This is a genomic window from Angustibacter peucedani, assembly GCF_054779595.1.
The window spans coordinates 1-25,628 of record NZ_BAAGXY010000035.1 but is presented as its reverse complement, the minus strand read 5'-3'; the positions used below and the strand labels follow the sequence as shown (position 1 = coordinate 25,628).

At 72.6% G+C, this 25,628-nt stretch carries 28 protein-coding genes; 8 read left to right on the top strand and 20 right to left on the bottom strand.

Annotated features, from left to right (window positions below; all coding sequences use genetic code 11):
- The 8 genes from ACYVJ4_RS08235 to ACYVJ4_RS08200 form a co-directional block, all read right to left on the bottom strand.
- Positions 1–1,567, bottom strand: a 1,567-nt coding sequence (locus ACYVJ4_RS08235; protein ID WP_460459634.1) for an NADH-quinone oxidoreductase subunit 5 family protein, incomplete at its 3' end; no start/stop codon positions are given.
- Positions 1,564–1,911 carry an NADH-quinone oxidoreductase subunit NuoK gene (gene nuoK, locus ACYVJ4_RS08230; protein WP_460459633.1) on the bottom strand — a complete coding sequence of 116 codons (348 nt, stop codon included), beginning with the start codon at positions 1,909–1,911 and terminating at the stop codon, positions 1,564–1,566. The genes ACYVJ4_RS08235 and nuoK (ACYVJ4_RS08230), both read right to left, overlap by 4 nt.
- Complete coding sequence (locus ACYVJ4_RS08225; RefSeq protein ID WP_460459632.1) at positions 1,908–2,417, bottom strand: NADH-quinone oxidoreductase subunit J family protein; 510 nt, start codon at positions 2,415–2,417, stop codon at positions 1,908–1,910. Before ACYVJ4_RS08225 ends, nuoK (ACYVJ4_RS08230) begins: the two co-directional genes overlap by 4 nt.
- Positions 2,414–2,992 carry a NuoI/complex I 23 kDa subunit family protein gene (locus ACYVJ4_RS08220; RefSeq protein WP_460459631.1) on the bottom strand — a complete coding sequence of 193 codons (579 nt, stop codon included), beginning with the start codon at positions 2,990–2,992 and terminating at the stop codon, positions 2,414–2,416. The genes ACYVJ4_RS08225 and ACYVJ4_RS08220 overlap by 4 nt, the downstream gene beginning before the upstream one ends.
- Complete coding sequence (locus tag ACYVJ4_RS08215) at positions 2,989–3,948, bottom strand: complex I subunit 1/NuoH family protein (RefSeq protein ID WP_460459630.1); 960 nt, start codon at positions 3,946–3,948, stop codon at positions 2,989–2,991. The genes ACYVJ4_RS08220 and ACYVJ4_RS08215 overlap by 4 nt, the downstream gene beginning before the upstream one ends.
- Positions 3,941–4,606 (bottom strand): NADH-quinone oxidoreductase subunit C, encoded by a 666-nt coding sequence (locus ACYVJ4_RS08210; RefSeq protein WP_460459629.1) that lies wholly within the window; start codon positions 4,604–4,606, stop codon positions 3,941–3,943. The genes ACYVJ4_RS08215 and ACYVJ4_RS08210 overlap by 8 nt, the downstream gene beginning before the upstream one ends.
- A complete protein-coding gene (locus tag ACYVJ4_RS08205) occupies positions 4,603–5,199 on the bottom strand; it encodes an NADH-quinone oxidoreductase subunit B (protein WP_460459628.1) in 597 nt (198 codons plus the stop codon). Before ACYVJ4_RS08205 ends, ACYVJ4_RS08210 begins: the two co-directional genes overlap by 4 nt.
- 22 nt (positions 5,200–5,221) lie before the next feature.
- Positions 5,222–5,743, bottom strand: coding sequence for a hemerythrin domain-containing protein (locus ACYVJ4_RS08200; RefSeq protein WP_460459627.1), 522 nt, complete (start codon positions 5,741–5,743; stop codon positions 5,222–5,224).
- 207 nt (positions 5,744–5,950) lie between these two features.
- Between ACYVJ4_RS08200 and ACYVJ4_RS08195 the strand changes: the two genes are divergently transcribed.
- Genes ACYVJ4_RS08195 through ACYVJ4_RS08180 form a run of 4 tightly spaced genes read left to right on the top strand, consistent with a single transcriptional unit; the run spans position 5,951 to position 9,743 of the window.
- Positions 5,951–6,829, top strand: coding sequence for an ABC transporter substrate-binding protein (locus tag ACYVJ4_RS08195; protein ID WP_460459626.1), 879 nt, complete (start codon positions 5,951–5,953; stop codon positions 6,827–6,829).
- The gene (locus ACYVJ4_RS08190) at positions 6,826–7,704 is read left to right on the top strand and encodes an amino acid ABC transporter permease (protein WP_460459625.1); all 879 of its coding nucleotides are present in this window, start codon (positions 6,826–6,828) and stop codon (positions 7,702–7,704) included. Before ACYVJ4_RS08195 ends, ACYVJ4_RS08190 begins: the two co-directional genes overlap by 4 nt.
- Positions 7,701–8,450 (top strand): amino acid ABC transporter ATP-binding protein, encoded by a 750-nt coding sequence (locus tag ACYVJ4_RS08185; RefSeq protein WP_460459624.1) that lies wholly within the window; start codon positions 7,701–7,703, stop codon positions 8,448–8,450. The genes ACYVJ4_RS08190 and ACYVJ4_RS08185 overlap by 4 nt, the downstream gene beginning before the upstream one ends.
- 54 nt (positions 8,451–8,504) lie before the next feature.
- Positions 8,505–9,743 carry an MFS transporter gene (locus tag ACYVJ4_RS08180; RefSeq protein WP_460459623.1) on the top strand — a complete coding sequence of 413 codons (1,239 nt, stop codon included), beginning with the start codon at positions 8,505–8,507 and terminating at the stop codon, positions 9,741–9,743.
- A 1-nt stretch (position 9,744) separates the two neighbouring features.
- On the opposite strand, the gene ACYVJ4_RS08175 is transcribed toward ACYVJ4_RS08180, so the two are convergent.
- A complete protein-coding gene (locus tag ACYVJ4_RS08175) occupies positions 9,745–10,101 on the bottom strand; it encodes a hypothetical protein (protein ID WP_460459622.1) in 357 nt (118 codons plus the stop codon).
- A 69-nt stretch (positions 10,102–10,170) separates the two neighbouring features.
- On the opposite strand from ACYVJ4_RS08175, the gene ACYVJ4_RS08170 reads away from it, so the two are divergent.
- The gene (locus ACYVJ4_RS08170; protein ID WP_460459621.1) at positions 10,171–10,503 is read left to right on the top strand and encodes a hypothetical protein; all 333 of its coding nucleotides are present in this window, start codon (positions 10,171–10,173) and stop codon (positions 10,501–10,503) included.
- An 18-nt stretch (positions 10,504–10,521) separates the two neighbouring features.
- On the opposite strand, the gene ACYVJ4_RS08165 is transcribed toward ACYVJ4_RS08170, so the two are convergent.
- Positions 10,522–10,890 carry an NADH-quinone oxidoreductase subunit A gene (locus ACYVJ4_RS08165; RefSeq protein WP_460459620.1) on the bottom strand — a complete coding sequence of 123 codons (369 nt, stop codon included), beginning with the start codon at positions 10,888–10,890 and terminating at the stop codon, positions 10,522–10,524.
- A gap of 139 nt (positions 10,891–11,029) precedes the next feature.
- Between ACYVJ4_RS08165 and ACYVJ4_RS08160 the strand changes: the two genes are divergently transcribed.
- The 3 genes from ACYVJ4_RS08160 to rarD are packed head-to-tail and all read left to right on the top strand — an operon-like array spanning position 11,030 to position 14,984.
- A complete protein-coding gene (locus ACYVJ4_RS08160; protein ID WP_460459636.1) occupies positions 11,030–12,949 on the top strand; it encodes a 2-oxoacid:acceptor oxidoreductase subunit alpha in 1,920 nt (639 codons plus the stop codon).
- Positions 12,946–14,031, top strand: coding sequence for a 2-oxoacid:ferredoxin oxidoreductase subunit beta (locus ACYVJ4_RS08155; RefSeq protein ID WP_460459619.1), 1,086 nt, complete (start codon positions 12,946–12,948; stop codon positions 14,029–14,031). Before ACYVJ4_RS08160 ends, ACYVJ4_RS08155 begins: the two co-directional genes overlap by 4 nt.
- Positions 14,028–14,984 carry an EamA family transporter RarD gene (gene rarD, locus ACYVJ4_RS08150; protein ID WP_460459618.1) on the top strand — a complete coding sequence of 319 codons (957 nt, stop codon included), beginning with the start codon at positions 14,028–14,030 and terminating at the stop codon, positions 14,982–14,984. Before ACYVJ4_RS08155 ends, rarD begins: the two co-directional genes overlap by 4 nt.
- On the opposite strand, the gene ACYVJ4_RS08145 is transcribed toward rarD, so the two are convergent.
- The 10 genes from ACYVJ4_RS08145 to ACYVJ4_RS08100 all read right to left on the bottom strand — a co-directional run.
- Complete coding sequence (locus ACYVJ4_RS08145; protein WP_460459635.1) at positions 14,981–15,229, bottom strand: LysR family transcriptional regulator; 249 nt, start codon at positions 15,227–15,229, stop codon at positions 14,981–14,983. The genes rarD and ACYVJ4_RS08145 overlap by 4 nt on opposite strands.
- A 239-nt stretch (positions 15,230–15,468) precedes the next feature.
- Positions 15,469–16,488: a polyprenyl synthetase family protein gene (locus tag ACYVJ4_RS08140; protein ID WP_460459617.1), complete on the bottom strand. Its 1,020-nt coding sequence runs from the start codon at positions 16,486–16,488 to the stop codon at positions 15,469–15,471.
- A gap of 33 nt (positions 16,489–16,521) precedes the next feature.
- Positions 16,522–18,081 (bottom strand): NADH-quinone oxidoreductase subunit NuoN, encoded by a 1,560-nt coding sequence (gene nuoN / locus ACYVJ4_RS08135; RefSeq protein ID WP_460459616.1) that lies wholly within the window; start codon positions 18,079–18,081, stop codon positions 16,522–16,524.
- Positions 18,078–19,607: an NADH-quinone oxidoreductase subunit M gene (locus ACYVJ4_RS08130; protein ID WP_460459615.1), complete on the bottom strand. Its 1,530-nt coding sequence runs from the start codon at positions 19,605–19,607 to the stop codon at positions 18,078–18,080. The genes nuoN and ACYVJ4_RS08130 overlap by 4 nt, the downstream gene beginning before the upstream one ends.
- Positions 19,604–21,550, bottom strand: a complete 1,947-nt coding sequence (nuoL, locus tag ACYVJ4_RS08125; RefSeq protein WP_460459614.1) for an NADH-quinone oxidoreductase subunit L — start codon at positions 21,548–21,550, stop codon at positions 19,604–19,606. Before nuoL ends, ACYVJ4_RS08130 begins: the two co-directional genes overlap by 4 nt.
- Before the next feature lie 34 nt (positions 21,551–21,584).
- The gene (nuoK, locus tag ACYVJ4_RS08120; RefSeq protein ID WP_460459613.1) at positions 21,585–21,884 is read right to left on the bottom strand and encodes an NADH-quinone oxidoreductase subunit NuoK; all 300 of its coding nucleotides are present in this window, start codon (positions 21,882–21,884) and stop codon (positions 21,585–21,587) included.
- A complete protein-coding gene (locus tag ACYVJ4_RS08115) occupies positions 21,881–22,696 on the bottom strand; it encodes an NADH-quinone oxidoreductase subunit J (protein WP_460459612.1) in 816 nt (271 codons plus the stop codon). Before ACYVJ4_RS08115 ends, nuoK (ACYVJ4_RS08120) begins: the two co-directional genes overlap by 4 nt.
- Positions 22,693–23,436, bottom strand: coding sequence for an NADH-quinone oxidoreductase subunit NuoI (gene nuoI, locus ACYVJ4_RS08110; RefSeq protein ID WP_460459611.1), 744 nt, complete (start codon positions 23,434–23,436; stop codon positions 22,693–22,695). The genes ACYVJ4_RS08115 and nuoI overlap by 4 nt, the downstream gene beginning before the upstream one ends.
- On the bottom strand, positions 23,429–24,802 hold the full coding sequence (gene nuoH / locus ACYVJ4_RS08105; RefSeq protein WP_460459610.1) for an NADH-quinone oxidoreductase subunit NuoH: 1,374 nt from the start codon (positions 24,800–24,802) through the stop codon (positions 23,429–23,431). The genes nuoI and nuoH overlap by 8 nt, the downstream gene beginning before the upstream one ends.
- Positions 24,799–25,628: molybdopterin dinucleotide binding domain-containing protein (locus tag ACYVJ4_RS08100; RefSeq protein ID WP_460459609.1), on the bottom strand; the 830-nt coding region annotated here is incomplete at its 5' end. The genes ACYVJ4_RS08100 and nuoH, both read right to left, overlap by 4 nt.

The following is a 25,628-nucleotide window of genomic DNA, read 5'->3' as shown; positions in this document are numbered from 1 at the left end:
CGAGCAGCGCGGTCGCGAGGCCCAGGTGCACGTCGCCGGGAGCGGCCGGGCCGAGCAGCAGCAAGCCGCCCAGCACCGTCGGGACCGCGAGCACCACGAGCGGCGCCGTCATCGCGACCGGCACGGGCGTAACAGCCACCGCGCCCTCGGCCGCGGCCGCCGCGGCGCCGTGCTCGACGTCCTCGACCGGCTCCATGTCGTCGTGGGCCTCGGCGCGGGTCTCGCGCACCACCAGCCACCAGGTGCGACCGCAGTAGGCCGCCGTCACCAACCCGGTCACCAGCCCGACCACCAGCACCAGCACCGCCGCCCAGGCGTACGGGCCGTGCGCGCCCTCCTCGGCGGCGCCGAGGACGGCTTCCTTCGACCAGTAGCCCGAGAGCGGCGGCAGCCCGGCCAGCGAGGCGAGGCCGAGGGTGAAGAGGCCGGCGACGAGGGGCGAGCGCCGCCCGGCACCTGCCAGGTCGCCGAGGGACGTCGAGTGCACCTGGTGTGCGAGGGCGCCGGCGGACAGGAACAGCAGGGCCTTGAACCCCGCGTGCGAGAGCAGGTGCAGCGTGGACGGCGCGGCGCCCAGCTCGGGGGTCGTGACGGCGAGGGCGGCCAGCAGGTAGGCGACCTGGCTGATGGTCGACCACGCGAGCACGCGCTTCAGGTCGGTCTGCACGCACGCGACCAGCGCAGCACCCAGCATGGTGACCGCGGTGACGACGGCCAGGACGGCGCGGGCGGCCGGGGCCTCGAGCAGCAGCGGCAGCAGGCGGGCGAGCACCACGCCACCGGCCGCGACCATGGTGGCCGCGTGGATCAACGCCGACACCGGCGTCGGGCCCTCCATCGCGTCCGGCAGCCAGGTGTGCAGCGGGAACTGCGCCGACTTGCCGACGACCCCGGCCACCAGCAGCAGCGCGGCCGCCGTGAGGGCGGGCGTGCCGACGGCGGCGAGCGTCTCGGGCCGCAGCAGCGTCGAGATGCTCGTGGTCTCGGCCGCGACCCACAGCAGCACGATCCCGAGGAGGAACCCGACGTCGCCGACGCGCGTCATCAAGAACGCCTTCACCGCCGCCGCGCGCGCCGCCTCGCGCTCGCTCTCGTGCCCCACCAGCAGGTACGAGCACAGGCCCATGGCCTCCCAGCCGACGAGCAGCAGCAGCAGGTCGTCGGCCTGGACGACGAGCAGCATGGCCGCCGTGAACAGCGAGACGGTCGCGGCGTACGCGCGGTAATGGGGGTCGTCCGCCTGGTAGGCGGTCGAGTAGACCTGCACGCACAGCGCCACGACCGCCACCATGACGGCGACCACGGCGCTGAGCTGGTCGGACCGGACGGCGAGCTCGACCGTGCCCGCACCCGTCGGCACGGGAGGGAGCAGAGCCGCGCCCGCGACGTCCAGATCCTTTGCGGCGCAGACGAGCTGGACGACGGCGACGAACAGGGCCAGAGCGGCCCCACCGACCGCGATCGCCGCCGACCGGGCCCGTGCGGTGCGCGGCACGAGCAGTCCCAGGAGCGCAGCCAGCGCGGGCAGCAGCACGACGAGCCGCGCGGCCCACGCCGCGGTCGTCACGCGGCGTCCACGGGCTCGACGCGCTCGACGTCCGCGCTCTCGGCGAGGTCGCGCGCGGCCCGCAGGTCGACGTCACCGCGCCGGCGGAACAGCAGCAGCACCACGGCGAGCGCCACGCCCACCTCGGCCGCGGCGACCGTGACGACGAACACCGTCATGACCTGGCCGCCGTGCAGCGCGTCGCGGTACGCCGCGTCGAACGCGACGAGCAGCAGTCCGGCCGCGTTGAGCAGCAGCTCGACGCCCACCAGCACCAGCACCGCGTTGCGCCGGGCCAGCACGCCGTACACGCCCGCGCCGGCGAGCAGCGCGGCGAGCACCACCGGCAGCGCGAGGTGGATCACCGGCCACCGTCCTCGCGCGAGAGCACCAGCGCGGCGACGAGGGCGGCGAGCAGCAGCAGCGACAGCAGCTCGAACGGCAGCGCCCACGCGCCGAACAGCGAGCGCGCCAGGGGCTGCGCGGCCGCCCGGTGGTCGGCGACCACGACCTCGCGACCCTGCACCGCCATGACGAGCGACGTCCCGAGCAGGCCGGCCACCGCGACGCCGGCGAGGCTGGCGGCCAGTCGCTGCGGCCACGACGCGTCGACGTCGTCCGAGCGACCGATCGGCGCGCGGGTCAGCATCATCGCGAACAGCACGAGCACCACCACGGCACCGACGTACACCAGCAGCTGCACCAGCGCGACGACCTCGGCGCCCAGCACCAGGTAGCACCCGGCCAGAGCGCCGAGTGCCGTCACCAGCCACAGCGCCGCGTGAACCACCTGCCGCGTCAGCACCGCCATCAGCCCGGACGACGCCGCCAGCAGCCCGGTGAGGGCGAAGAGCACGTCGCGCGTGGTCACGAGTCCCCCTGCGCCGCAGGCGGATCCGCGGCCTTGACCGGACGGCGCGGCCGCGCCGGGCGCGAGGCCGCCGCGACCTCCTTGGGCTCGGCCGCCGCGGCGTCGTGGGCCGGGGGCGGTGGCACGGTGGGCATCCACTCGCCCAGCCGCTCCTTGTCGTGCATCAGGTCGCGGATGTCGAGCTCGGCGTACTCGAACTCCGGGCTCCAGTGCAGCGCATCGAACGGGCAGACCTCGATGCAGATGCCGCAGTACATGCAGAGCGAGAAGTCGATGTCGAAGCGGTCGAGCACGTTGCGCTGCCTCTCGCGGCCGCCCTCGGTGGTGGCCGGCAGCGTCTCCTTGTGCGAGTCGATGTAGATGCACCAGTCGGGGCACTCGCGCGCGCAGAGCATGCAGACCGTGCAGTTCTCCTCGAGCAGCGCGATGACCCCTCGGCTGCGCGGCGGCAGGTCGGGCGGGACGTCCGGGTACTCGGCGGTGTGGCTCGGCCGGGCCAGCGTGCGCGCGGTGACGGCCAAGCCCTTGATCAGCCCGGGCAGCGCGCCCGGCTTCGAGCCGGTGGGCTCGCTCATGCGGTCATCACCACCACGACACCGGTCAGGGCGAGCTGGGCCAGTGCGAGCGGCACGAGCACCTTCCACGCCAGGGCCTGCAGCTGGTCCTCGCGCAGCCGCGGCCAGGCGACGCGCACCCAGATGACGAGCACGGCGACGACTCCGGTCTTCAGCAGCGTCCACAGCCAGCCGAGCTGGTCGCTGAACGGCCCCTGCCACGCGCCGAGGAACAGCACGGCCGTCAGCGCCGACAGGACGACGATCCCGGCGTACTCGCTCAGCAGGAAGAACGCGAAGCGCAGGCCGGTGTACTCGGTGTACGGGCCGAACACGATCTCGGAGTCGGCCACCGGCATGTCGAACGGCGGGCGGGCCAGCTCGGCGACGCCGGCGACGACGAAGCAGACCAGCGCGGGCGCCTGCCAGACCAGCCACCACGGCCGCCAGGCCTCGCCGATCGCGGTGAGCGACAACGATCCTGCGGCCATCGCGACGCTGCTGCCGGCCAGCACGATCGGCAGTTCGTACGACAGCAGCTGGGCCGCTGTGCGCAGCCCGCCGAGCAGCGCGTACTTGTTCGCGCTGCTCCACCCGGCCATCAGCGTGCCGAGCACCCCGACCGCGCTGGCGGCCAGGACGAACAGCAGGCCGGCGTCCAGGTCGGCGCCGACCACGCCGGGCGACAACGGGATCGCCACCATGGCCACGAGGTACGGCACCAGCGCGACGCCGGGCGCGAGCCGGAAGACGCGACGGTCGGCCGCGGCCGGGGTGACGTCCTCCTTCTGCACGAACTTCACGCCGTCGGCGACGAGCTGGGCCCAGCCGTGGAACCCGCCGGCGTACATCGGCCCCAGCCGGCCCTGCATGTGCGCCATGACCTTGTGCTCGGTCTGGCCGACCAGCAGCGGCAGCACCAGGAAGGCGGCGAGCACCCCCACGACGCGGACGACGACCTCGAGCGGCTCAGGCATCGCGCGGCCCCCAGCTCGGGTCGGGCACGCCGGGCGGCAGCATCTTGCGGCGGGACGGCGAGGCGTGCGCGTCGCTCTCCCCCGGCTCCTTGGCGCCCGGCCACGGCTTGCTGGCCCGCGCGGCCAGGACGAACGACTTGCGCAGCGGCGTGCCCTCGAAGCCGTCGGGCAGCAGCAGCGGCCGCAGCCCCAGCGGCTCGCCGTCGAGGGTGCGCGCGCCGTCGTCGAAGCCGGTGAAGTCGACGCCGAACATCTCGGCCGTCTCGCGCTCGTGCCAGGCCGCGCCGGGCCACAGGTCGGTGACGCTGGCGAGGGCGAGCGCGTCGTCCGGGATGCGGGTGCGGACGAGCAACCGCACCAGCCCGGCGCTCTCGCCGATGCCGTCACCGCCGGACGCCGACACCACCAGGTGCGCGACGACGTCGACCGCGGCCGGCTCGGCCTCGGGCTCGTCGACCGCCGAGAGCCAGTCGAAGAAGTCGGTGCCGAGGTGGTCGCGGCAGGCCGCGAGCGCCGCGTGCCACTGGTCCGGCGGCACGTCGACGCAGACCACGCCCTGGGCGTCCTCGGCAGCCAGCGGCTCGTCGTCCGGGCTGCGGCCCATGGCGTCGGCCAGCCGGCGCGCGACGAGGTCGGGCGCGCCGATCGCCGGGCTCACGACGCCGGCTCCGCGGGCAGCACCGGGCCGGCGTCGTCGGCCGTGACCAGCGGGCGGGTGACCTGCCCGGCCTGCACCGGACGACGGCGCTGCGCGATCGCCGCCCCGCTGACCTGCTCGGCCGCGATCTTCTCCTGCAGGCGCAGGATCCCGTGCAGCAGTCCCTCGGGACGCGGCGGGCATCCGGGCACGTAGACGTCGACGGGGATCAGCTGGTCGACGCCCTTGGTGACGCAGTAGGAGTCCCAGTACGGGCCGCCCGAGTTGCTGCAGGCGCCGAACGAGATGACGTACTTCGGCTCGGGCATCTGCTCGTAGAGCCGCTTGATCGCGGGCGCCATCTTGTCGGTGACGGTGCCGCTCACGACCATCAGGTCGGCCTGGCGCGGGCCGGGCGCGAACGGGATCACGCCGAGCCGGATGAAGTCGTGGCGCGCCATGGAGGCCGCGATGAACTCGATGGCGCAGCAGGCCAGGCCGAAGTTGAAGACCCAGAGGCTGTAGCGGCGTCCCCAGTTCAGCACCAGCCGCAGCGGTCGAGGTGCCGCCTCGGCGAGGGGCCCCACACGTGGTGCGGGCAGGTCGACGGCCACACCGGCACCCTACTGCGGCCGGTCAGCCGTCCTCGTGGTCCTCGACCCACTCCTGCGGGTCCTTGTCGACCGGCTCGACCCCGCGCGCCCAGTGCTGGGCCTCGAACCGCAGGAACTGCACCGCCAGGTCGTGCCGCTGCTCCAGGCTCGCGTGCTCGCGGAAGTCGGTGAGGTCCTGGCGCTCCTCCTCGGCCATGTGGTCGCTGTTGGCGACGTTGGCCTCGGTGACGGCCTTCCACCAGGCCCCGCTGCCGGTCTTGCTCTTGCGGACGTCGCGGATGCCCTGGCGGATCTCGTTGTGGTCCTTGATCGCGTCCTCGGTCTCCTCCTCGACGTCGTCCGCGTCGCCGCCGCCCGTGCCGACCTGGAGCAGCTGGGGGTAGAAGAACTTCTCCTCGCCCTCGGCGTGCACCTCGAGCAGGATCTCGAGCCGCTCCCACAGCGCGGCCAGGCCCTCGGTGTCGTCGCGCGGCCACTCCTCGAGCATCGCGAACATGCGGCGCTGCTCGGCGTGCTGGTGCAGGATCACCTCGGTGATGTCCACGGCTGCGGGCTCCTCGTCGTCGTGATGGTCGTCGTCCTCGTGGTCGGCGCAGCCAGCATCGCCGAGGTCGCCCCGGCCCGCACCGCGAGCGTCCGCCCGGCTCGTCCGGGTCTGTCCGCGACCGTCCACGGGTCGAGACGCAGGCGTCCGGGTGGCGGGACGTCTCGTACCGTGAGCGCACCACCACGACGTCCTCGGGAGCCTCGCGTGAGCACTCGGACCACCCGCACCGCCCTCGTCGGGCTCGCTGCCGCCGCCACGGTCGCCCTCGGCGCCTGCGCCCCGGCGGACGAGGGCAGCGCCACCGGCGCCACGCCGACCGGCAGCGCCAGCGCCTCGTGCACCAAGGACTCGCTCGCGACGCAGACCAAGGGCACGTTCACGGTCGGCACCGACAAGCCGGCGTACGAGCCGTGGTTCGTCGACGACGACCCGAGCAACGGCAAGGGCTTCGAGTCGGCGGTCGCGTACGCGGTGGCCGCGAAGCTCGGCTTCGCGCAGGCCGACGTGAAGTGGTCGGTCGTCAGCTTCAACCAGGCCACCGCGCCGGGGCCGAAGACGTTCGACGTCGACATCAACCAGGTGTCGATCACCGACGAGCGCAAGAAGAACCTCGACTTCTCGTCCGGCTACTACGACGTCGCTCAGTCGGTGGTCACCGTGAAGGGCAGCAAGGCCGAGAACGCCGCCAGCATCGCCGACCTCAAGAAGCTCAAGCTCGGCGCGCAGGTCGGCACCACGAGCTACACCGCCGCGACCACCACCATCGCGCCCGAGCAGAAGGTGGCCGTCTACAACACCAACGACGACGCCAAGGCCGCCCTGCAGAACGGTCAGATCGACGCGCTCGTCGTCGACCTGCCCACCGGCCTCTTCCTGGCCGCCGCCGACCTGAAGGACGGCAAGCTCGTCGGGCAGATCCCCACCACCGGCACGCCCGAGCAGTTCGGCATGGTGCTCGACAAGGGCAGCGCGCTCACCACCTGCGTGTCGCAGGCCGTCGACGCGCTGCGCCAGGACGGCACGCTCGACCAGCTCGAGCAGCAGTGGCTCACCAGCACCGCCGGGGCCCCCGAGCTGAAGTGAGCGGGCCAGCAGCAGCACCCGGCACCGCGGCGCCCCCCGCGCTGTCGGCGCGCCAGCTCGAGCGGCTGGCGTACCGCCGGCGCCGGGCCGTGCGCTCGGCGCTCGTCGGGCTCGGCAGCACCGTGGTCGTGGTCGGCCTGGTGGTCGCCGGCGTCGTGAGCAGCCCCGGCTGGCCGCGGGTGAAGGCGAGCTTCTTCGACCTGGACGTCGCGCGGCAGTCGCTGCCGGACGTGCTGGTCGGCCTGTGGCTCAACGTGCGCGTGATGGCCGTCTGCGCGGTGTTCATCCTGGTGATCGGCATGGCGCTGGCGGTGATGCGCACCTTGCGCGGGCCGGTGTTCTTCCCGCTGCGCGCCTTCGCCACGGCGTACGTCGACCTGTTCCGCGGCATGCCGTTGCTGCTCGTGCTGCTGCTGGTCGGGTTCGGCGTCCCAGGCCTGCGGTTGCAGGGGCTGCCGGGCAGCGTCGTCTTCTACGGCGGCGTCGCGCTGGTGCTGACCTACTCGTCGTACGTCGCGGAGGTGTTCCGGGCCGGCATCGAGTCGGTGCACCCGAGCCAGCAGGCCGCGGCGCGCGGGCTCGGCCTGAGCTACCCCCAGACGATGCGCTTCGTCGTCCTGCCGCAGGCGGTGCGGCGCGTGGTGCCGCCGCTGCTGAACGACCTGGTGAGCCTGCAGAAGGACTCGGGCCTGATCTCGATCCTCGGCGTCATCGACGCCGTCCGGGCCGCGCAGATCAACCAGGCGACCTACGCCAGCTTCACGCCGTACGTCGTCGCCGGTGCGCTGTTCGTGCTGCTGACGATCCCGCTGACGCGGCTGACCGACCGGGTGGCGCGGCGGCAGGGCTGGCAGGGCGCAGGGGGCGTCCCGTGAACGCGCCGCTGCTGAGCGTCCAGGGCCTGCGCAAGTCCTACGGCGACGCGGTGGTGCTCGACGGTCTCGACCTGGACGTCGAGGCGCACCGCACCATCGCGCTGATCGGGGCCTCGGGCTCGGGCAAGTCGACCCTGCTGCGCTGCATCGACCTGCTCGAGGTCGTCGACGACGGCGTGGTCGAGCTCGAGGGGCGCGACGTCACCGACCCGCGGGTCGACGCCGACGAGGTGCGGTCGCGCGTGGGCATCGTCTTCCAGGCCTACAACCTGTTCCCGCACCTGCGGGTGCTCGACAACATCACCCTCGCGCCCCGTCGGGTGCACGGTGTCTCGCGCGAGCGGGCCGAGGACGACGCGATGCAGGTGCTGCGCCGGGTCGGGTTGCAGGACAAGGCCCGCGCGTGGCCGGACGAGCTGTCGGGCGGCCAGCAACAACGCGTCGCGGTGGCCCGGGCCCTGGTGACCCAACCGGTGCTGATGCTGCTCGACGAGGTCACCAGCGCGCTCGACCCCGAGCTCGTCGGCGAGGTGCTGGCGATGCTGCGCGACCTCAAGGACGACGGCATGACGATGCTCGTCGCCACCCACGAGATGTCGTTCGCGCGCGACGTCGCCGACGAGGTCGTGTTCCTGGACGGCGGGCGCGTGCACGAGTCCGGGCCGCCGGCGCAGGTGCTGGGCGACCCCCAGCAGCCGCGCACGCAGCAGTTCCTGCGCCGCGTCGTGGAGTCCGGCCGGCTCTGACGCTTCGTGCTGCACCGACGTCCGCGCCGGTGGGCAGGTGGGACGATGCGCGCCATGAGCGAGGACGCCGGGTTCCCGTCGCGCTCGTTCGTGCTGTTCTGGCGCGCCAGCGCGGTCTCGGCGTCCGGCACCTACATCACGCTCTTCGCCCTGCAGGCCCTCGTCGTGCTGACGTTGCACGGCACCGCCACCGAGGTCGGGTGGCTCAACGCCGCGCGCTGGCTGCCGTTCCTGGTGCTCGGCGTCGTGGTGGGTGCGGTCGTCGACCGGCACCCGCGCCGTCCCCTGCTGGTCGCCACCGACCTCGTGCAGGCGGTGCTGCTCGCGCTGGTCCCCCTGCTGTGGTGGCTGCACCTGCTGTCGTTGCCCGCGCTGCTCCTGGTGGTGCTGCTCGGTGGCGTCGCCACGGTCGTGAACGGCGCGGCAGAGATGGCCTTCATGCCGCGCCTGGTGCCGCGGCCGCACCTGCAGCGGGCCCACGCCCGGGTGGACGGTGCCGACGCAGCGGCCATGACCGCGGGTCCAGCCCTCGGCGGGGTGCTCGTCGGAGCGCTCGGCGCCCCCTTGGCGGTGCTCGTGGACGCGGCCACCTACCTGTTCTCGGCGCTGACGCTCACCCGGGTCGACGTGGCCGAGCCGCGCCCGACCGCCGACGCGGCGCCGCGACGGCTGTGGCCCGAGATCCGGGAGGGCGTGCGGTGGATCTACCGCGACTCGGGCCTGACCGCCCTGGCGCTGTCGACCCACGGCTGGTTCGTGGGCAACGCCGTCGTCGGGGTCGTCGTGACCCCGTACGCGCTGCTGCAGCTGCACCTGACGCCGTTCCAGCTCGGCCTCACCGGAGCGGTCGGTGGCCTCGGCGCGGTCGTGGGCGCGGCGGTCACGACCCGCGTCGGGCGGCTGCTCGGCACCGGCCGCACGATCATCGCGTGCCGTGCCGGCGACGCCCTCGCGGTGGTCGTGATGGCGACGGCGGGCTCGTCGTCCGGGCCGTGGGGGCGGGTCGTGCTGCTGGCCCTGGGCACCGGGATCTTCGGCGTCGGCATCGGCGCGAGCAACTCGCACGAGATGAGCTACCGGCAGCTGGTCACCCCGGACTCCCTGCAGGCACGCACCAACACCACCATGCGCTCGCTCAACCGGGCGGTCATGGTCGTCGTCGCCCCGGTCGCGGGCGTCGTGGCCGACGCGTGGGGCCTGCGCGCCACCTTGCTGACCGCCGCCCTGGTGTTCGCGGTGGGCGCCGCCGGCCTGGCCCTGACGCCCTTCCGCGCGGCCCGGGCACCGGCCTGAGCTAGCCGCCGTGCTCGGTGCGGTAGCGCAGCAGCAGCCGGTCGAGCAGGTCGGTCAGCTGCTGCTGCAGCTCGTCGTCCATCGCGGTGAACGCGTACGTCGCGCGCCCGCTCCGCTTGTCCTGCAACGACTTCGGGGCGGTGGCGACGTCGTCCGGGTAGCGGTCGGCGATGATGGTGTAGAGGCTCACCGCCGCCTTGCCCCGCTTCGTCGCCGCGAAGTAGTCGTGCCCGGTGGCACCGGGCCACACCAGGGAGGGCACGCCGTAGATCGTGCTGTCGACCAGCTCGGGCCGGTATCGGTCGAGCACCGCCCGGAGCCGCCGCTCCACGTCGTCGAGGTCGGTCGTCCGCTGCACGAGCACGATGCTGGCACGGCACGGGTAATCCCCTTGCCGTGCCACGCGGCCCGTCGCCACGCTCGTCCCATGCCCGACGCCTGGACCAAGCCGCCGTACGACCAGCTGATGACCACCGCGGACGCCGTCGCCGCGGCGCGGCCGGAGGTCGACCTCGAGATGGCGCGCGAGGTGTTCCGCGAGGCCGCGACGCTGCTCGACGACGGGCTGGTGCTCGACCACGTCGACGAGCACGACGCGCGGGCCGTCGTGGGCCTGCTGTGCGAGGACCTGCTCGAGCCCGACCCCGGCACGGCGATCCGGGCGCGCGCGCAGGCGGTGCGGGACGACCCCGGAGACCTGCACGACGTCGACGAGGTCGCTGCGGCCCTGCTCACCACCGCCGCGCTCTTCCAGCTCTGAGGCTGGCCTGGCCCGGCGCTAGACCCAGCGCAGCAGGCCGCGGCGCCAGGCGTGCGCCAGCCCCACCGCCAGCACGCCGAGGAAGACGCCCATCTCGGCGAGGGTGCGCCAGCCGAAGCCGGGCAGCTGCAGCACGGTGGCCCACGGCAGCAGGTACATCGCGTCCACCGCGAACACGACGTAGAGGTAGGCGTACAGGTAGTAGCGCACGTTGGTCTGCGCCCAGCCCTCGCCGACCGGGTCGACGCCGCACTCGTACGTCGTCAGCTTGGCCGGGGTGGGGGCGCTCGGGCGCAGCAGCCGCGTGCCCTGCGTCCCGGCCAGGAACAGCGCCGCGCCGGTCAGGACGACGAGCCCGACGATCGCGTACGGCGGCAGCTGGTGCACGACGTCCAGCCTAGACCGGCGGGAACGCCGTCTGAAGAATCTCCGGTCCAGATGCCGGGCGGCCGCGCATCCGGGTCGTGGGCGACCTACGATGGCGTAGGAAGTGACGCAGAGGCTCAGCGAGGCGATGACGGCGCAGATGAAGCACCCGACGAGTGGCAAGCAGGTCCGCAAGCTCGACCGCGTGGTGATCCGCTTCGCCGGGGACTCCGGCGACGGCATGCAGCTCACCGGCGACCGCTTCACCTCCGAGACCGCCGCGCTCGGCAACGACCTGTCGACGCTGCCGAACTTCCCGGCCGAGATCCGCGCCCCGCAGGGCACGCTGCCCGGCGTCTCGAGCTTCCAGCTGCACTTCGCCGACCACGACGTCCTGACGCCCGGTGACGCGCCCGACGTCCTGGTCGCCATGAACCCGGCCGCCCTCAAGGCCAACCTGGCCGACGTCCCGCGCGGCGCGATGGTGCTCGTCGACACCGACGAGTTCACGAAGCGAAACCTGGGCAAGGTCGGCTACACCGCCAACCCGCTGGACGACGGCTCGCTCGACTCCTACCACGTGCACGCCGTGGGGCTGACCTCGATCACGGTCGAGGCGCTGGCCGACTTCGACCTGACCCGCAAGGAGAAGGAGCGGGCGAAGAACATGTTCGCCCTCGGCCTGCTGTCGTGGCTGTACGACCGGCCCACCGAGGGCACCGAGTCGTTCCTGCACGCCAAGTTCGCCCAGAAGCCCGAGATCCTCAAGGCCAACCTGGCCGCGTTGCACGCGGGCTGGAACTACGGCGAGACCACCGAGGACTTCGCGGTGCGGTACTCGATCGCGCCGGCGCCGATGGCCAGCGGCACCTACCGCAACGTCACCGGCAACATCGCGCTGTCGTACGGCCTCGTCGTGGGCGCACACCTCGTCGGCCGGCCGCTGGTGCTCGGCTCCTACCCGATCACGCCGGCGTCCGACATCCTGCACACCCTCAGCGGGCTCAAGCGCTTCGGCGTCACGACGCTGCAGGCCGAGGACGAGATCGCCGGCATCGGTGCCGCGCTGGGCGCGAGCTTCGGCGGCGCCATCGGCGTCACCAGCACCTCGGGGCCGGGCGTCGCGCTGAAGTCCGAGACCATCGGCCTGGCGGTCTCGCTCGAGCTGCCGCTCGTGATCTGCGACGTGCAGCGCGGGGGCCCGTCGACCGGCCTGCCGACCAAGACCGAGCAGAGCGACCTGCTGCAGGCGATGTTCGGCCGCAACGGCGAGGCCCCGGTGCCGATCGTGGCGCCGAGCTCGCCGGCCGACTGCTTCGACGCCGCGATCGAGGCCGTGCGCATCGCGACGACCTACCGCACGCCGGTCTTCCTGCTCTCGGACGGCTACCTCGCCAACGGCTCCGAGCCCTGGCAGATCCCCGACCTCGAGAGCCTGCCCGACATCTCGGTGACCCTGACCACCGAGCCGAACGCCACGGACGACGACGGCGCGCCGGTGTTCCACCCGTACCTGCGCGACCCCGAGACCCTGGCGCGGCCCTGGGCCGTCCCCGGCACGGCAGGGCTCGAGCACCGCGTCGGCGGCATCGAGAAGGCCGACATCACGGGCAACATCAGCTACGACCCCGACAACCACGACGCGATGGTGCGCCTGCGCCAGGCCAAGACCGACGGCATCGCCAGCACCGTCGGGCCGCTCGTCGTCGACGACCCGGCCGACGAGCAGGGCCGCACGGCCGACGTCCTGGTGCTGGGGTGGGGGTCGACCTACGGGCCCATCTCGGCCGCCGTCCGGGCCGCCCGCCAGCAGGGCGTCCGCGTCGCGCAGGCGCACCTGCGGCACCTGAACCCGTTCCCCCGCAACACCGGTGAGGTGCTGCGCGCCTACCGCCGCGTCGTCGTCCCCGAGATGAACCTCGGCCAGCTGTCGATGCTGCTGCGCGCGCGGTTCCTCGTCGACGTCCAGGGCTACAACCGCGTGCGCGGGCTGCCGTTCACGACCGCCGAGCTGGTCGAGGCGATCAGCGAGGCGGCGGCCGGCAGCGGCGCACCGACGATCCAGGAGATCCACCCGTGAGCACCGACCTCGGCATGCCCACCGTGGGCGGGCTGGACGGCGTCCCGACGCTGGACGCCGACGCCCCGCGCCAGACCAAGAAGGAGTTCACCTCCGACCAGGAGGTGCGCTGGTGCCCGGGCTGCGGCGACTACGCCGTGCTGGCCACCATGCAGGGGTTCCTGCCCGAGCTCGGCCTGCGCCGCGAGAACGTCGTCTTCATCTCGGGCATCGGCTGCTCGAGCCGCTTCCCGTACTACATGAACACCTACGGCATGCACTCGATCCACGGGCGTGCGCCGGCCATCGCCACCGGGCTCGCCGTCTCGCGCCCGGACCTGTCGATCTGGGTCGTCACCGGTGACGGCGACGCGCTCTCGATCGGGGCCAACCACCTCGTGCACGCGTTGCGCCGCAACGTGAACCTCAAGATCCTGCTGTTCAACAACCGGATCTACGGGCTCACCAAGGGGCAGTACTCGCCGACGTCCGAGTCGGGCAAGGTCACCAAGTCGACGCCCGCGGGATCGGTCGACACCCCGTTCAACCCGGTGTCGCTGGCGCTCGGCGCCGAGGCGACCTTCGTGGCGCGCACCCTCGACTCCGACCGCAAGCACCTGACCGAGGTGCTGCGCGCCGCGGCCCAGCACCGCGGCTCCGCGCTGGTCGAGATCTACCAGAACTGCCCGATCTTCAACGACGGCGCGTTCGAGGTGCTCAAGGACCGCGACCAGGCCGAGGCCCGGCTGCTGCACCTGCGCGACGGCGAGCCGCTGCAGCTCGGCGAGGGCGACGAGACGCGCGTCGTGGTGCGCCGCGCGGACGGCGGGCTCGACGTCGTGCCGACGTCCGAGGTCGACCCGGCGGACGTCGTCCGGCACGACGCGCACGCCGACGACCCGACCAGCGCCTTCGCGCTCTCGCGCCTCGACACCACCGACATGGCCCACGTGCCCGTCGGCATCTTCCGCGACGTGCAGCGGCCGACGTACGACGACCTGGTGCGCGAGCAGGTGACGTCGGCGAGCGCGGACGGCCCGCCCACCACCGAGGCGCTGCAGGCGCTCGTGGCGGGCAACGACACCTGGTCCGTCGGCGCGTGACCGCGCCTGCTCCCGAAACTCCCTCGCAGCGGTTCGGCACGGCGTACGGCTTCGGCGCGTACCTGCTGTGGGGCGTGTTCCCGCTCTACTTCCACCTGCTGCGGCCGGCCGGCGCGATCGAGATCGTCGTCCACCGCGTGCTGTGGACCCTGGTGGTCTGCGCCGTCGTGCTCGCCGTGACCCGCGAGGTCGGCTGGGTGCGCACGATGGTGCGGCGGCCGCGGCAGCTGACGATGCTCGCCGTGGCGGCGTCGGTGCTGGCCCTGAACTGGGGCGTGTACGTCTACGGCGTCAACACCGGACGCGTCGTCGAGACCGCGCTCGGGTACTTCATCAACCCGCTCGTGACCGTGCTCGTCGGGGTCGTGGTGCTGCACGAGCGGCTGCGGGTGGCGCAGTGGGTGGCGGTCGGGCTGGGTGCCGTCGCCGTGACGGTGCTGACCATCGGCTACGGGCACCCGCCGTGGATCGCGCTGGTGCTCGCGGTGTCGTTCGCGACGTACGGGCTGATGAAGAAGCGCGTCGGCGCGGACGTCGGCGCCGTCGCGAGCCTGACGACCGAGACCGTGCTGCTGGCGCCGGTGGCCGTCGCGGCACTGGTGTGGCTGGAGGCCAGCGGTCGCGGGTCGTTCACCGGTCACGGGCCCGGCCACGCGGTGCTGCTGGCGTCGACCGGCGTGGCGACGGCCGTGCCGCTGCTGCTGTTCGCGGCGGCGGCCCGGCGCGTGCCGCTCGTGATGATGGGGCTGCTGCAGTTCGTCACGCCGGTCCTGCAGCTGCTGTGCGGCGTGCTGGTGCTGCACGAGCACGTGCCGGCCTCGCGCTGGGTGGGGTTCGCGATCGTGTGGGCGGCGCTCGTCGTCCTGTCGGCGGACTCGCTGCGCACCGCGCGCTCGGCCCGCGCGGCCGCCCGGGCGCAGCGCGAGGTGCCCGTGGTCGGCGCGACGCCCTAGTCGCGCCGCGCCTCGGTGACCAGCGCCTCGGCGACGCCGAGCATGATGCGGGCGTAGGGCAGCACCGCCCGGCCGCGCCGGGTCAGCGCCACCCCTTGCGGACCGCGGTCGAACAGCCGGCAGCCCAGGTGGCGCTCGAGCGTCTGGATCCGCTGGCTCAGCCCCGGCTGGGTGTACCCCAGCGCCGGGGCCGCGGCCGAGATCGACCCGACCTCCGAGACCTGCACGAACGCGCGCAGCAGCATGACGTCCACGGCACGGCACCCCTCCCCGGGACGCCCACCGCACGGCCCCACCGCCGCCCCGTCGTCCGATCCAACCCGGCACGCCCGTCACGTGTCAACCCTGCCCCCTGCCACCCGCCTCCGGCGACTCCACCTTCTTGAGAAGACGGCCCCATCAGCGCGCGATGAGGCCGTGTTCTTGAGAAGGTGCGCGCAGACCCGGGACGGCGGGGCGGGGTCCGGCGGAGGTAGGGGTGGGGTCAGGCGGAGCGGTCGACGACGCCGTCGGCGAGCATCTCCAGCGCGGTCTTGACGACGCTGCTGGGCAAGGGCTCGAGCACCTCGCGGGCGTCGTGCGCCCACTGCCGCGTCACCTCGCGGGCCCGCTCGACCGCGGGGTGCGCCCGCAGCAGCCCGAGCGCCTCGGCGTGCAGGGCGTCGTCGGTGAGGTCGGCGTCGAGCAGCTGGAGCAGCCGCGCGTCGGCCGGGTCGGTGGACTCGCGGGCCAGCAGCACCGGCAGCGTCGCGACGCCCTCGCGCAGGTCGGTGCCGGGCGTCTTGCCGGACTCCCCGGACTTCGAGGTCAGGTCGATGAGGTCGTCGGCCAGCTGGAACGCGACGCCGATCCGCTCGCCGTAGCGGCGCATCACCTCGGTGGTCGCGTCGTCGCACCCGGCGAACCACGCGCCGAACCGGCCCGCCGTCGCGATCAGCACGCCGGTCTTCTCGGCCAGCACGGTGAGGTAGTGCTCGACCGGGTCCTGGCCCTCGGCCGGCCCGACCGTCTCGTGGATCTGCCCCGAGCACAGCACCTCGAAGGTGAGGGCCTGCACCCGCACGGCCTCGGCACCGAGGTCGGCCACGACCTGCGAGGCCCGCGCGAACAGCAGGTCGCCGGTGAGGATCGCGACCGTGTTGCCCCAACGCTCGTTGGCGCTCTGCGAGCCGCGGCGCATGACCGCCTCGTCCATGACGTCGTCGTGGTACAGCGACGCCAGGTGCGTGAGCTCGACGACGACCGCGGCCTTGACGACGTCGTCCGAGACCTTGCCCGCCTGCGGCCCGACCTGCGACGCGAGCACGGTCAGCAGCGGCCGGAACCGCTTGCCGCCCGCCTCGAGCAGGTGCGCCGCCGTCATGGCGATGTACTGGTCGACGTGCCCGACGGACTCGCGCAGTGCCGTCTCGACCCGCGTCATCGCGTCGGCGACGACCGCCGACAGCTCGGGGTCGTCGAGCGGCAGGCCGAACGCGTCGGCCCCCGACGCCGGCGTCGTCACGACGAGGCCCTGGTGCTGGTCACGTCAGCGACCCTACGGGAGGAACAGCGCGGAGCGGCTGGCCAGGTCGAGCAGCGGACCGGGCAGGACGCCGAGCACGAGCGTCATCAGCACGCCGATGCCGATCGCGATGGTCGTGAAGGCGCTGGGCGCGGCCACGACCGTGGCGTCGGAGTCGGGCTCGCTGAAGTACATCAGCACGATGATGCGGACGTAGAAGAACGCCGCGATCGCGCTCGACACGACGCCGACCACCGCCAGCCAGGTCCCGCCGTGCGCGATGGCCGCCGAGAACACCGCGAACTTGCCGGTGAAGCCCGAGGTCAGCGGGATGCCCGCGAACGCCAGCAGGAAGAACGTGAACACGCCCGCGAGCACCGGCGAGCGGCGGGCCAGGCCGGCCCACTGCGACAGGTGCGTCGCCTCGCCCGCGGTGTCGCGCACCAGCGTGACGACGGCGAAGGCGCCGATCGTGGTGAAGCCGTACGCCGCGAGGTAGAACAGCGAGCCCGCGACACCCGTCTTGTCGAAGGCCAGCACGCCGGTGAGGATGAACCCCGCGTGCGCGATCGAGGAGTACGCCAGCATGCGCTTGATGTCGGTCTGCGTGATGGCGAGCACCGAGCCGACGAGCATCGTGGCGATGGCCACCGCCCACACGACCGGCTGCCAGTCCCAGCGCGCGGCGGAGACCGCGACGTAGAACACGCGCAGCATGGCGCCGAACGCCGCGACCTTCGTGCAGGCCGCCATGAAGCCGGTGACCGGCGTCGGAGCGCCCTGGTAGACGTCCGGGGTCCAGGCGTGGAACGGGACGGCGCCGACCTTGAACAGCAGGCCGATCGCCACCATGGCCACGCCCACGAGCAGCATGCCGTCGGCGTCCGAGCGCGTGCCGATCGCCGCCGCGATGTCGCCGAGGTACAGCGAGCCCGAGAACCCGAACAGCAGCGCGGCGCCGAACAGGAAGAACGCCGACGAGAACGCGCCGAGCAGGAAGTACTTCAGCGCGGCCTCCTGCGAGAGCAGGCGACGCCGCCGGGCCAGGCCGCACAGCAGGTACAGCGGCAGCGACAGCACCTCGAGCGCGACGAACAGCGTCAGCAGGTCGTTCGACGCGGGGAAGAGCATCATGCCCGCGACCGAGAACATCGTCAGCGGGTAGACCTCGGTCTGCACCCAGCCGGCGCGCGCGGTGGCGGCCTCGTACGGCGAGCCGGGGATGCTGGCGCCCTGCGAGGTGAAGGCGTCGCCCTCGGCCCCGAGGAAGCGCTCGGCCATCGTCAGCACGGCGAGCACCGCCAGGACGACGATCGTGCCCTGCAGGAACAGCGCCGGCCCGTCGATCACGACCGCCTTGGCGAAGGTCGTGGCCTTGCGGTGGTCGGCGGCCAGGACGACGGCCACGAACGCGGCGACCAGGCCGACCAGCGCGATCGTGACCTGCACGCCGTAGCGCCACCGCCGGGGCACGAAGGCCTCGACGAGGACGCCGACCAGCGCGGCCCCGAGGACGATCAGCATGGGGGCGACCAGGTGGTAGGAGACCGAGGGCGCGTTGACCTCGGCCGTCACCAGCGCGGCGGCGCTCACTTCGCGGTCCCTTCGGCGACGGGGGCGACCTTCGGCGCGGGATCGGTGACCCCCACCTGGGTCATGGTGTGCTTCACGGCCGGGTCGACGACGTCCAGCACGACCTTCGGGAACACGCCCAGGCCGATGATGATGAGGACGACAGGCGCGACCACCCAGGCCTCGCGGGCCGTGAGGTCCGGCGTGCCGGTGAGCTCAGGACGCGGGCCGGTCATCATGCGCTGGTACATCAGCAGGATGTAGACCGCGGCCAGGATGATGCCCACGGTGGCGATGACACCCGCTGCGGGGTACCGGCTGAACGTGCCCACCAGCACCAGGAACTCGCTGACGAAGCTCGACAGGCCGGGCAGCGCCAGGCTCGACAGACCGGCGATCAGGAAGACGCCCGCGACGAGCGGCGTCACGCGCTGCCACCCGCCGAAGTCGGGGATCCGCCGCGAGCCGCGCCGCTTGACCAGCATCGCCGCCACCAGGAACAGCGCGGCGGTCGAGAAGCCGTGGTTGACCATGTACAGCGTCGAGCCGGACTGCCCGGGCGACGTCATGGCGAAGATCCCGAGCACGATGAACCCGAAGTGCGACACCGAGGTGTAGGCGATCAGGCGCATGACGTCGGTCTGGCCGATGGCCAGCAGCGCGCCGTACACGATCGACACCAGGGCCAGGACGATGACCACCGGGGTCGCCCACTTCGAGGCGTCCGGGAACAGCGGCAGGCAGAACCGGATCATCCCGAAGGTGCCGACCTTGTCGAGCACGCCCACGAGCAGGACGGCGACGGGCGGGGGCGCCTCGGCCGCGGCGTCGGGCAGCCAGGTGTGCACCGGCACCATCGGCGCCTTCACCGCGAAGGCGAAGAAGAAGCCGAGGAACATCAGCCGCTCGGCGCCCACGCCCATGTCGAGCCCGGTGAGCTGGGTGAGCAGGAAGCCGTGGTCGCCGCCGGGGCCCGCGACGTACAGCGCGATGACCGCGACGAGCATGATCAGCCCGCCGGCGAGGGAGTACAGCAGGAACTTCACCGCGGCGTACTGGCGCTGCGCCCCGCCGAACGACCCGATCAGGAAGTAGACCGGGATCAGCATGGCCTCGAAGAACACGTAGAACAGGAACACGTCGGTGGCCGCGAAGACGCCGACCATCATCGTCTCGAGCACCAGGACGAGCGCGAAGTAGTTCTGCTCGCGCCGGCCGACCTCGGGGACGTCGTGCCAGGCCGCGAGGACGCAGATCGGCGTCAGGGCGGTGGCCAGGGCGATCAGCACCAGCGCGATGCCGTCGACGCCGAGCGAGTAGCTGACGCCGAACTGCGGGATCCACTCGTGCAGCTCGGTGAGCTGGAACTGCTGGTCGCTGCCGCGGTCGAACTGCAGCGCCATCAGCACCGTCAGCACGAGGGTCAGCACCGAGACGCCGAGCGCGACGTGCTTGGCGCGCGAGGCCAGCCCGCGCGGCAGCAGCGCGACGACGGCCGCGCCGACGAGCGGCACGGCGCCGAGGACCGTCAGCCAGGGGAAGCTCATCGGATCACCGCCAGGGCCGCGAGGACGACGACCACGCCGGCGAGCATGCTGAGCGCGTAGGACCGCACGAAACCGTTCTGCCACCTTCGAAGTCGGGCCGAGGTGCCGCCGACGAGAGCGGCGAACCCGCCGACCGCGCCGTCGACGCCCTTGTTGTCGACGAACACCAGCGACCGGGTCAGGTGCTGGCCGGGACGCATGAGCAGCGCCTCGTTGACGTCGTCCTGCAGCAGGTCGCGGCGCGCGGCGCGGGTGAGCAGCGAGCCGGTCGGGGCCACCTCGGGCACCGCCTCGCGCACGTACCGCAGCCAGGCCAGCCCGATGCCCAGCGCGACCAGCACGAGGGTGAGCGTCATGAGCACCGGCACCGCGATCACCGGGGCCTCCTCGCCGTGCTCGCCGACCACGGGGGCCAGCCAGCCGGTGATCGCCCCCGTGGGGCCGAGCACGAGGCCGAGGAACGCCGACCCGACGGCCAGCACCATCATCGGCACCGTCATCGTCAGCGGCGACTCGTGCGGGTGCACGTCGTCGTCCCAGCGGCGCTTGCCGTGGAAGGTCATGAAGAACAGGCGCGACATGTAGAACGCCGTCACGCCGGCGCCCAGCAGGGCGCACAGGCCGAAGACCCACGGGCGCCAGCCGTCGCCGACGAAGGCGGCCTCGATGATCTTGTCCTTGCTCCAGAAGCCGGCGAACGGCGGGACGCCGAGGATGGCCAGCCAGCCCAGGCCGAACGTCACCCAGGTGACCTTCATGACCGCCGACAGGCCGCCGAAGCGCCGCATCTCGACCCGGTCGTTCATGCCGTGCATGACCGAGCCGGCCCCGAGGAACATGCCGGCCTTGAAGAAGCCGTGGGTCAGCAGGTGGAAGATCGCGAACGCGTAGCCCACCGGCCCGAGCCCGGCTGCCAGCATCATGTAGCCGATCTGGCTCATCGTCGAGGCCGCGAGCGCCTTCTTGATGTCGTCCTTGGCGCAGCCGACGACCGCACCGAACAGCAGCGTGATCGCGCCGACGATCACGACCACCAGCTGCGCGTTCGGCGCCAGCTCGAAGACCGGGTGCGAGCGCACCACGAGGTACACGCCGGCGGTGACCATGGTGGCGGCGTGGATCAGCGCCGACACCGGCGTCGGGCCGGCCATCGCGTCACCCAGCCACGACTGCAGCGGGAACTGGGCGGACTTGCCGCAGGCGCCGAGCAGCAGCATCAGGCCCATCGCCGTGAGCGCGCCCTCGGACGCGCCCTGCGCGCCGTTGAAGACCGAGCCGAAGTCGACGGCGCCGAACTGCACGAACATGATCATGATCGCGACGGAGAGCCCGAAGTCACCGACGCGGTTGGCGACGAACGCCTTCTTGGACGCCGCGGCGTACGCGGGGTTGTGGTTCCAGAACCCGATCAGCAGGTAGGACGCGAGACCGACGCCCTCCCAGCCGACGTAGAGCAGCAGGTAGCTGTCGGCCAGCACCAGCAGCAGCATCGAGGCGACGAAGAGGTTGAGGTAGCCGAAGAAGCGGCGGCGGTCGGCGTCGTTCTCCATGTACGCGATCGAGTACACGTGGATGAGCGAGCCGACGAACGTCACCAGCAGCGTGAAGGCCAGCGAGAGCGGGTCGAGCAGCAGACCGGCGTCCAGCTTGAACGACCCCGCGGGCACCCACGAGAACAGGTGCTGGCCGAACGACCGGTCACCCGCGTCGCGGGCGAGCAGCGCGAAGAACAGGACCGCCGCGACGACGAACGACGCCCACGAGGCGAGCGTGCCGACCAGGTGGCCGACGCGGTCGGTGCGGCGACCGCCGACCAGCAGGACGACGGCGCCCAGTAGGGGCAGGCCGACGAGCAGCCAGGTCAGCGAGAACACCCCGGACGCGGCGGCGGCGTGGAACGCCTCCCCGCTGCCCTCGGCCGCGAGTACCGATGTGGTGGTCATCTGCGTATCGAATCCGTTCCGGTTCTCGTGCCCGTCAGAGCTTGAGCAGGTTGGCGTCGTCGACCGAGGCCGAGCGGCGCGCGCGGAAGATGGTCAGGATGATCGCCAGCCCGACGACGACCTCGGCGGCCGCGACGAGCATCACGAACAGCGCGACGACCTGGCCGTCGAGCGTGCCCTGCATCCGGGCGAAGGTCACGAACAGCAGGTTCGTGGCGTTGAGCATCAGCTCGACGCCCATGAACACCACGATCGCGTTGCGCCGCAGCATGACCGTGGACGCGCCGATCGCGAACAGGATCGCCGCCAGGTAGACGTAGTTGGTCAGGCTCATCGCCGTCCTCCCTGCTCGACGTCGTCCTCGATCGCGGCGACCGCCTGCTCGAGGTCGTCGACCGGTCGCACCTGCTCGCGCACCCGCAGGACGCGCGAGACCGACAGCTCGCTCGGCGTGCCGTCGGGCAGCAGCGCCGGGGTGTCGACGGCGTTGTGGCGCGCGAAGACGCCGGGCGCGGGCAGGCCGGCCGGCAGCCGTCCGGTGCGGAAGCGCTCCTCGGCCTGCACGCGCTGGGTGCGCTTGATGCCGAGCCGCTCGCGGTGCGCCAGCACCATCGAGCCCATCGCGGCCGTGATGAGCAGCGCGCTCGTGACCTCGAACGCCCACACGTACTTGCCGAAGATGAGGTTCGCGATGCCCACGACGTTGCCGTCGGCGTTGGTCGCCGAGAGCCCCACCGGGCTGGCGAAGGTGACCGACCCGACGGCCGTGATGATCAGGACGCCGAGCGCGAGCGAGAGCAGGACGCCGACCCAGCGCTGGCCCGTGATGGTCTCGACGAGGGAGTCCGAGGAGTCGACGCCGACGAGCATCAGCACGAAGAGAAACAGCATCATGACGGCGCCGGTGTAGACGAAGACCTGGATCACGCCGAGGAAGTCGGCGTCCTGCACCAGGTAGAACGCGCCGAGGCTCACCATGACGACGGCCATGCCGAGCGCCGCGTGCACGGCCTTGCGGGCGAACACCAGACCCAGCGCCGCGAGCACCATCACCGGGGCCAGCACCCAGAACAGCACCGTCTCGGCCGAGCCGGGCGTGGCGTCGCCGGCGGCCATCAGCTGCGCGGGCAGCGAGAGCGCGGTCATCGGCGGGCCTCCTCGGCGATCTCTTCGCCGGCCGTCTGCGGGCCGGTGGCCACCTCGGACTCGCCGCTGCGCGCGACCGTGCCGTCGCCCGCGGCCTGCGCGTCGACCCAGGCCTGCTGGTCGGGCGTCGAGCGCACGACCTCGCCGCGGTAGTAGTCCTTCTCGTTCTTGCCCTCGGGCATCGGGTGCGGCGGGGCGAGCATGCCGCCCTGCAGCGGAGCGAGCAGCTGGTCCTTCTCGAAGATGAGCTTGCCGCGGTTGTCGTCGGCCAGCTCGTACTCGTTGGTCATCGTCAGCGCGCGCGTCGGGCAGGCCTCGATGCACAGGCCGCAGAAGATGCAGCGCAGGTAGTTGATCTGGTAGACGCGGCCGTAGCGCTCGCCGGGCGAGAACCGGCCGCCCTCGGTGTTGTCGGCGCCCTCGACGTAGATGGCGTCGGCCGGGCAGGCCCAGGCGCACAGCTCGCAGCCGATGCACTTCTCCAGGCCGTCCGGGTGCCGGTTGAGCTGGTGGCGCCCGTGGTACCGCGGCTCGGTGGGGCGCGGCTTCTCGGGGTACTCCTCGGTCGCGACCTTGCGGAACATGGTCGAGAAGCTCACCCCGAAGCCGGCGACCTGCGGCGCGACCGTCGAGAGCAGACCCTTGCGGTCGCTCTTGCGCGGCGTGCGCGAGTCGGCGCGCCCGCGGCCACCGGCCGCAGGGGCCTGGTCGCCGGCGGGCCGGACGGGACGGTCAGCCACGGGGGTCCTCCTCGGACGGGGTCGTGGGCTCGGGCTCGGTGGTGGTGCTCGGCGTGGCACCGGCGCCGGCGGGCTGCAGGGCCCGCACGCGCTCGCGCGGGCCACGGCTGACGACCAGCGTCTGGCCGGGCAGCGGCGGCACCGGGTGGCCACCCGCGAACGGGTCGACCTCGCCGAGCGCCCAGCCGCCGTCGTCCTCGCGGCGCGCCGAGCGGGCGTCGACCGCCCACGCGATGCCGCCACCGACGACGGCGAGCACCCCGATCGCGATGAACAGCCCGCGCCGGCTGGTGTCGGTGATGTCGGGCAGGGCCCGGATCGTCGCGACGGCCACGATCCACAGCAGGGACGCCGGGATCAGGAACTTCCAGCCGAACCGCATGAACTGGTCGTAGCGCACGCGGGGCAGCGAGCCGCGCACCCAGACGAAGAAGAACAGGAACATCCAGAGCTTGACCACGAACCACAGCAGCGGCCACCAGCCGTGGTTGAACATGCCGTCGTTGACGGCCGACAGCGGCCAGGGGGCGCGCCAGCCGCCGAGGAACAGCGTCGTGGCCAGCGCCGAGACGGTGACCATGTTGACGTACTCGGCCAGGAAGAAGAGCGCGAACTTCAGCGACGAGTACTCGGTGTGGAACCCGCCGGTCAGTTCGCCCTCGCCCTCGGCGAGGTCGAACGGCAGGCGGTTGGTCTCGCCGAGCATCGTCACCACGTAGACGAAGAACGAGAAGATCGCCGGGATGATGAACCACTGGTCGGTCTGCGCCGTCACGATCTCGGACGTCGACATCGAGCCGGCGTACAGGAACACCGGCACGAGCGAGAGGCCCATCGCGATCTCGTAGCTGACGATCTGCGCGCTCGAGCGCAGGCCGCCGAGCAGCGGGTACGTCGAGCCCGACGACCATCCGGCCAGCAGGATCCCGTAGACGCCGACGCTCGCCACGGCCAGCACGAAGATGACGGCCACCGGGATGTCGGTGAGCTGCAGCGGCGTGCGGTGACCGAAGACCGAGACCGCCGGGCCGAACGGGATGATCGCGAACGCCACGAAGCAGCAGGTCGCGGCGATGATCGGCGCCACGACGTAGACGACCTTGTCGGCCGCCTTGGGGATGATGTCTTCCTTCAGCGCGAGCTTCACGCCGTCGGCGAGCGTCTGCAGCAGGCCGAAGGGGCCGGTGCGGTTCGGGCCGGGGCGCTGCTGCATGCGCCCGATCACGCGGCGCTCGAACCAGATCAGCACCAGCGTGGTGACGACCAGGAAGACGAAGATCAGCAGGGCCTTGACCAGCACCAGCCACCAGGTCTCCTGGCTGAAGTCCGCGGCCCCGGGGCCGGCGGCCAGCAGCGCGGCGCTCATGCCGCACCTCCCCTGCTCAGCGTGACGACGGCTCCGGCGTCGACCCCGAGGGTCGCGCGCACGCGGTGGCCGGTCTGGTGGGTGGGCAGCCAGACGGCGCGGTCGGGCATCGGCGTGACGACGACCGGCAGCGTGAGGGCGCCGCGCTCGGTCGAGACGGTGAGCGCCTCGCCGTCCGCGACGCCGACCTCGGCGGCCGTCGTCGACGACAGCCGCGCGACCGGACGTCGGGCGGTGCCGGCCAGCCAGGGCTCGCCGTCCTGCAGCCGACCGCCGTCGAGCAGCAGGTGCCAGGTGGCGAGGACGGCCTGGTTCGGGCCGACCGCCGGCGGCTCGGCCGCGGTGGTGGTCGGGGCGGCCACGCGCTCGCCGTCCCACACCGCGATCTCGGCGGCCTCGGACCGCACCGCGGTCAGGTCGCGCAGGCCGAGCGCGACGTCCATCTCGTCGGCGACCAGGTCGAGCACGCGGTAGTCGCTCATGGCGCTGGAGGCGAGGACGTCGCCGAACGGCCGCTCGCGGCCCTCCCAGGTCCAGAACGTGCCGCCCTTCTCGGCCACCGGCGCGACCGGCAGGACGACGTCGGCGCGCTCGGTGACGGCACCCGGCCGCAGCTCGAGCGAGACGACGAAGTCGGCAGCGTCCAGCGCCGCCAGCGCGGCGTCCGGGTCGGGCAGGTCGGCCGGGTCGACGCCGCCGACGACCAGCGCGCTCAGCTCGCCCGCGACGGCCGCGGCGACGATGCCCGCGGTGTCGCGACCCGGCTCGGTCGGCAGGGCGTCGACGCCCCAGGCCGCCTGCAGGTCGACCCGCGCGGCGGCTTCGG

Excerpts from the sequence above, each read along its gene's own strand:
- ACYVJ4_RS08215 (WP_460459630.1), bottom strand. The coding sequence starts at position 3,948 with ATGCCTGAGCCGCTCGAGGTCGTCGTCCGCGTCGTGGGGGTGCTCGCC.
- ACYVJ4_RS08145 (WP_460459635.1), bottom strand. The coding sequence starts at position 15,229 with ATGCTGCTGCGCGCGTTCGTGCAGGTCTCGGAGGTCGGGTCGATCTCG.
- ACYVJ4_RS08180 (WP_460459623.1), top strand. The coding sequence starts at position 8,505 with ATGAGCGAGGACGCCGGGTTCCCGTCGCGCTCGTTCGTGCTGTTCTGG.
- ACYVJ4_RS08220 (WP_460459631.1), bottom strand. The coding sequence starts at position 2,992 with ATGAGCGAGCCCACCGGCTCGAAGCCGGGCGCGCTGCCCGGGCTGATC.
- ACYVJ4_RS08115 (WP_460459612.1), bottom strand. The coding sequence starts at position 22,696 with ATGACCGCGCTCTCGCTGCCCGCGCAGCTGATGGCCGCCGGCGACGCC.
- ACYVJ4_RS08170 (WP_460459621.1), top strand. The coding sequence starts at position 10,171 with ATGCCCGACGCCTGGACCAAGCCGCCGTACGACCAGCTGATGACCACC.
- nuoH (WP_460459610.1), bottom strand. The coding sequence starts at position 24,802 with ATGAGCGCCGCGCTGCTGGCCGCCGGCCCCGGGGCCGCGGACTTCAGC.
- nuoK (WP_460459613.1), bottom strand. The coding sequence starts at position 21,884 with ATGAGCCTGACCAACTACGTCTACCTGGCGGCGATCCTGTTCGCGATC.
- nuoL (WP_460459614.1), bottom strand. The coding sequence starts at position 21,550 with ATGACCACCACATCGGTACTCGCGGCCGAGGGCAGCGGGGAGGCGTTC.
- ACYVJ4_RS08160 (WP_460459636.1), top strand. The coding sequence starts at position 11,030 with ATGAAGCACCCGACGAGTGGCAAGCAGGTCCGCAAGCTCGACCGCGTG.
- ACYVJ4_RS08130 (WP_460459615.1), bottom strand. The coding sequence starts at position 19,607 with ATGAGCTTCCCCTGGCTGACGGTCCTCGGCGCCGTGCCGCTCGTCGGC.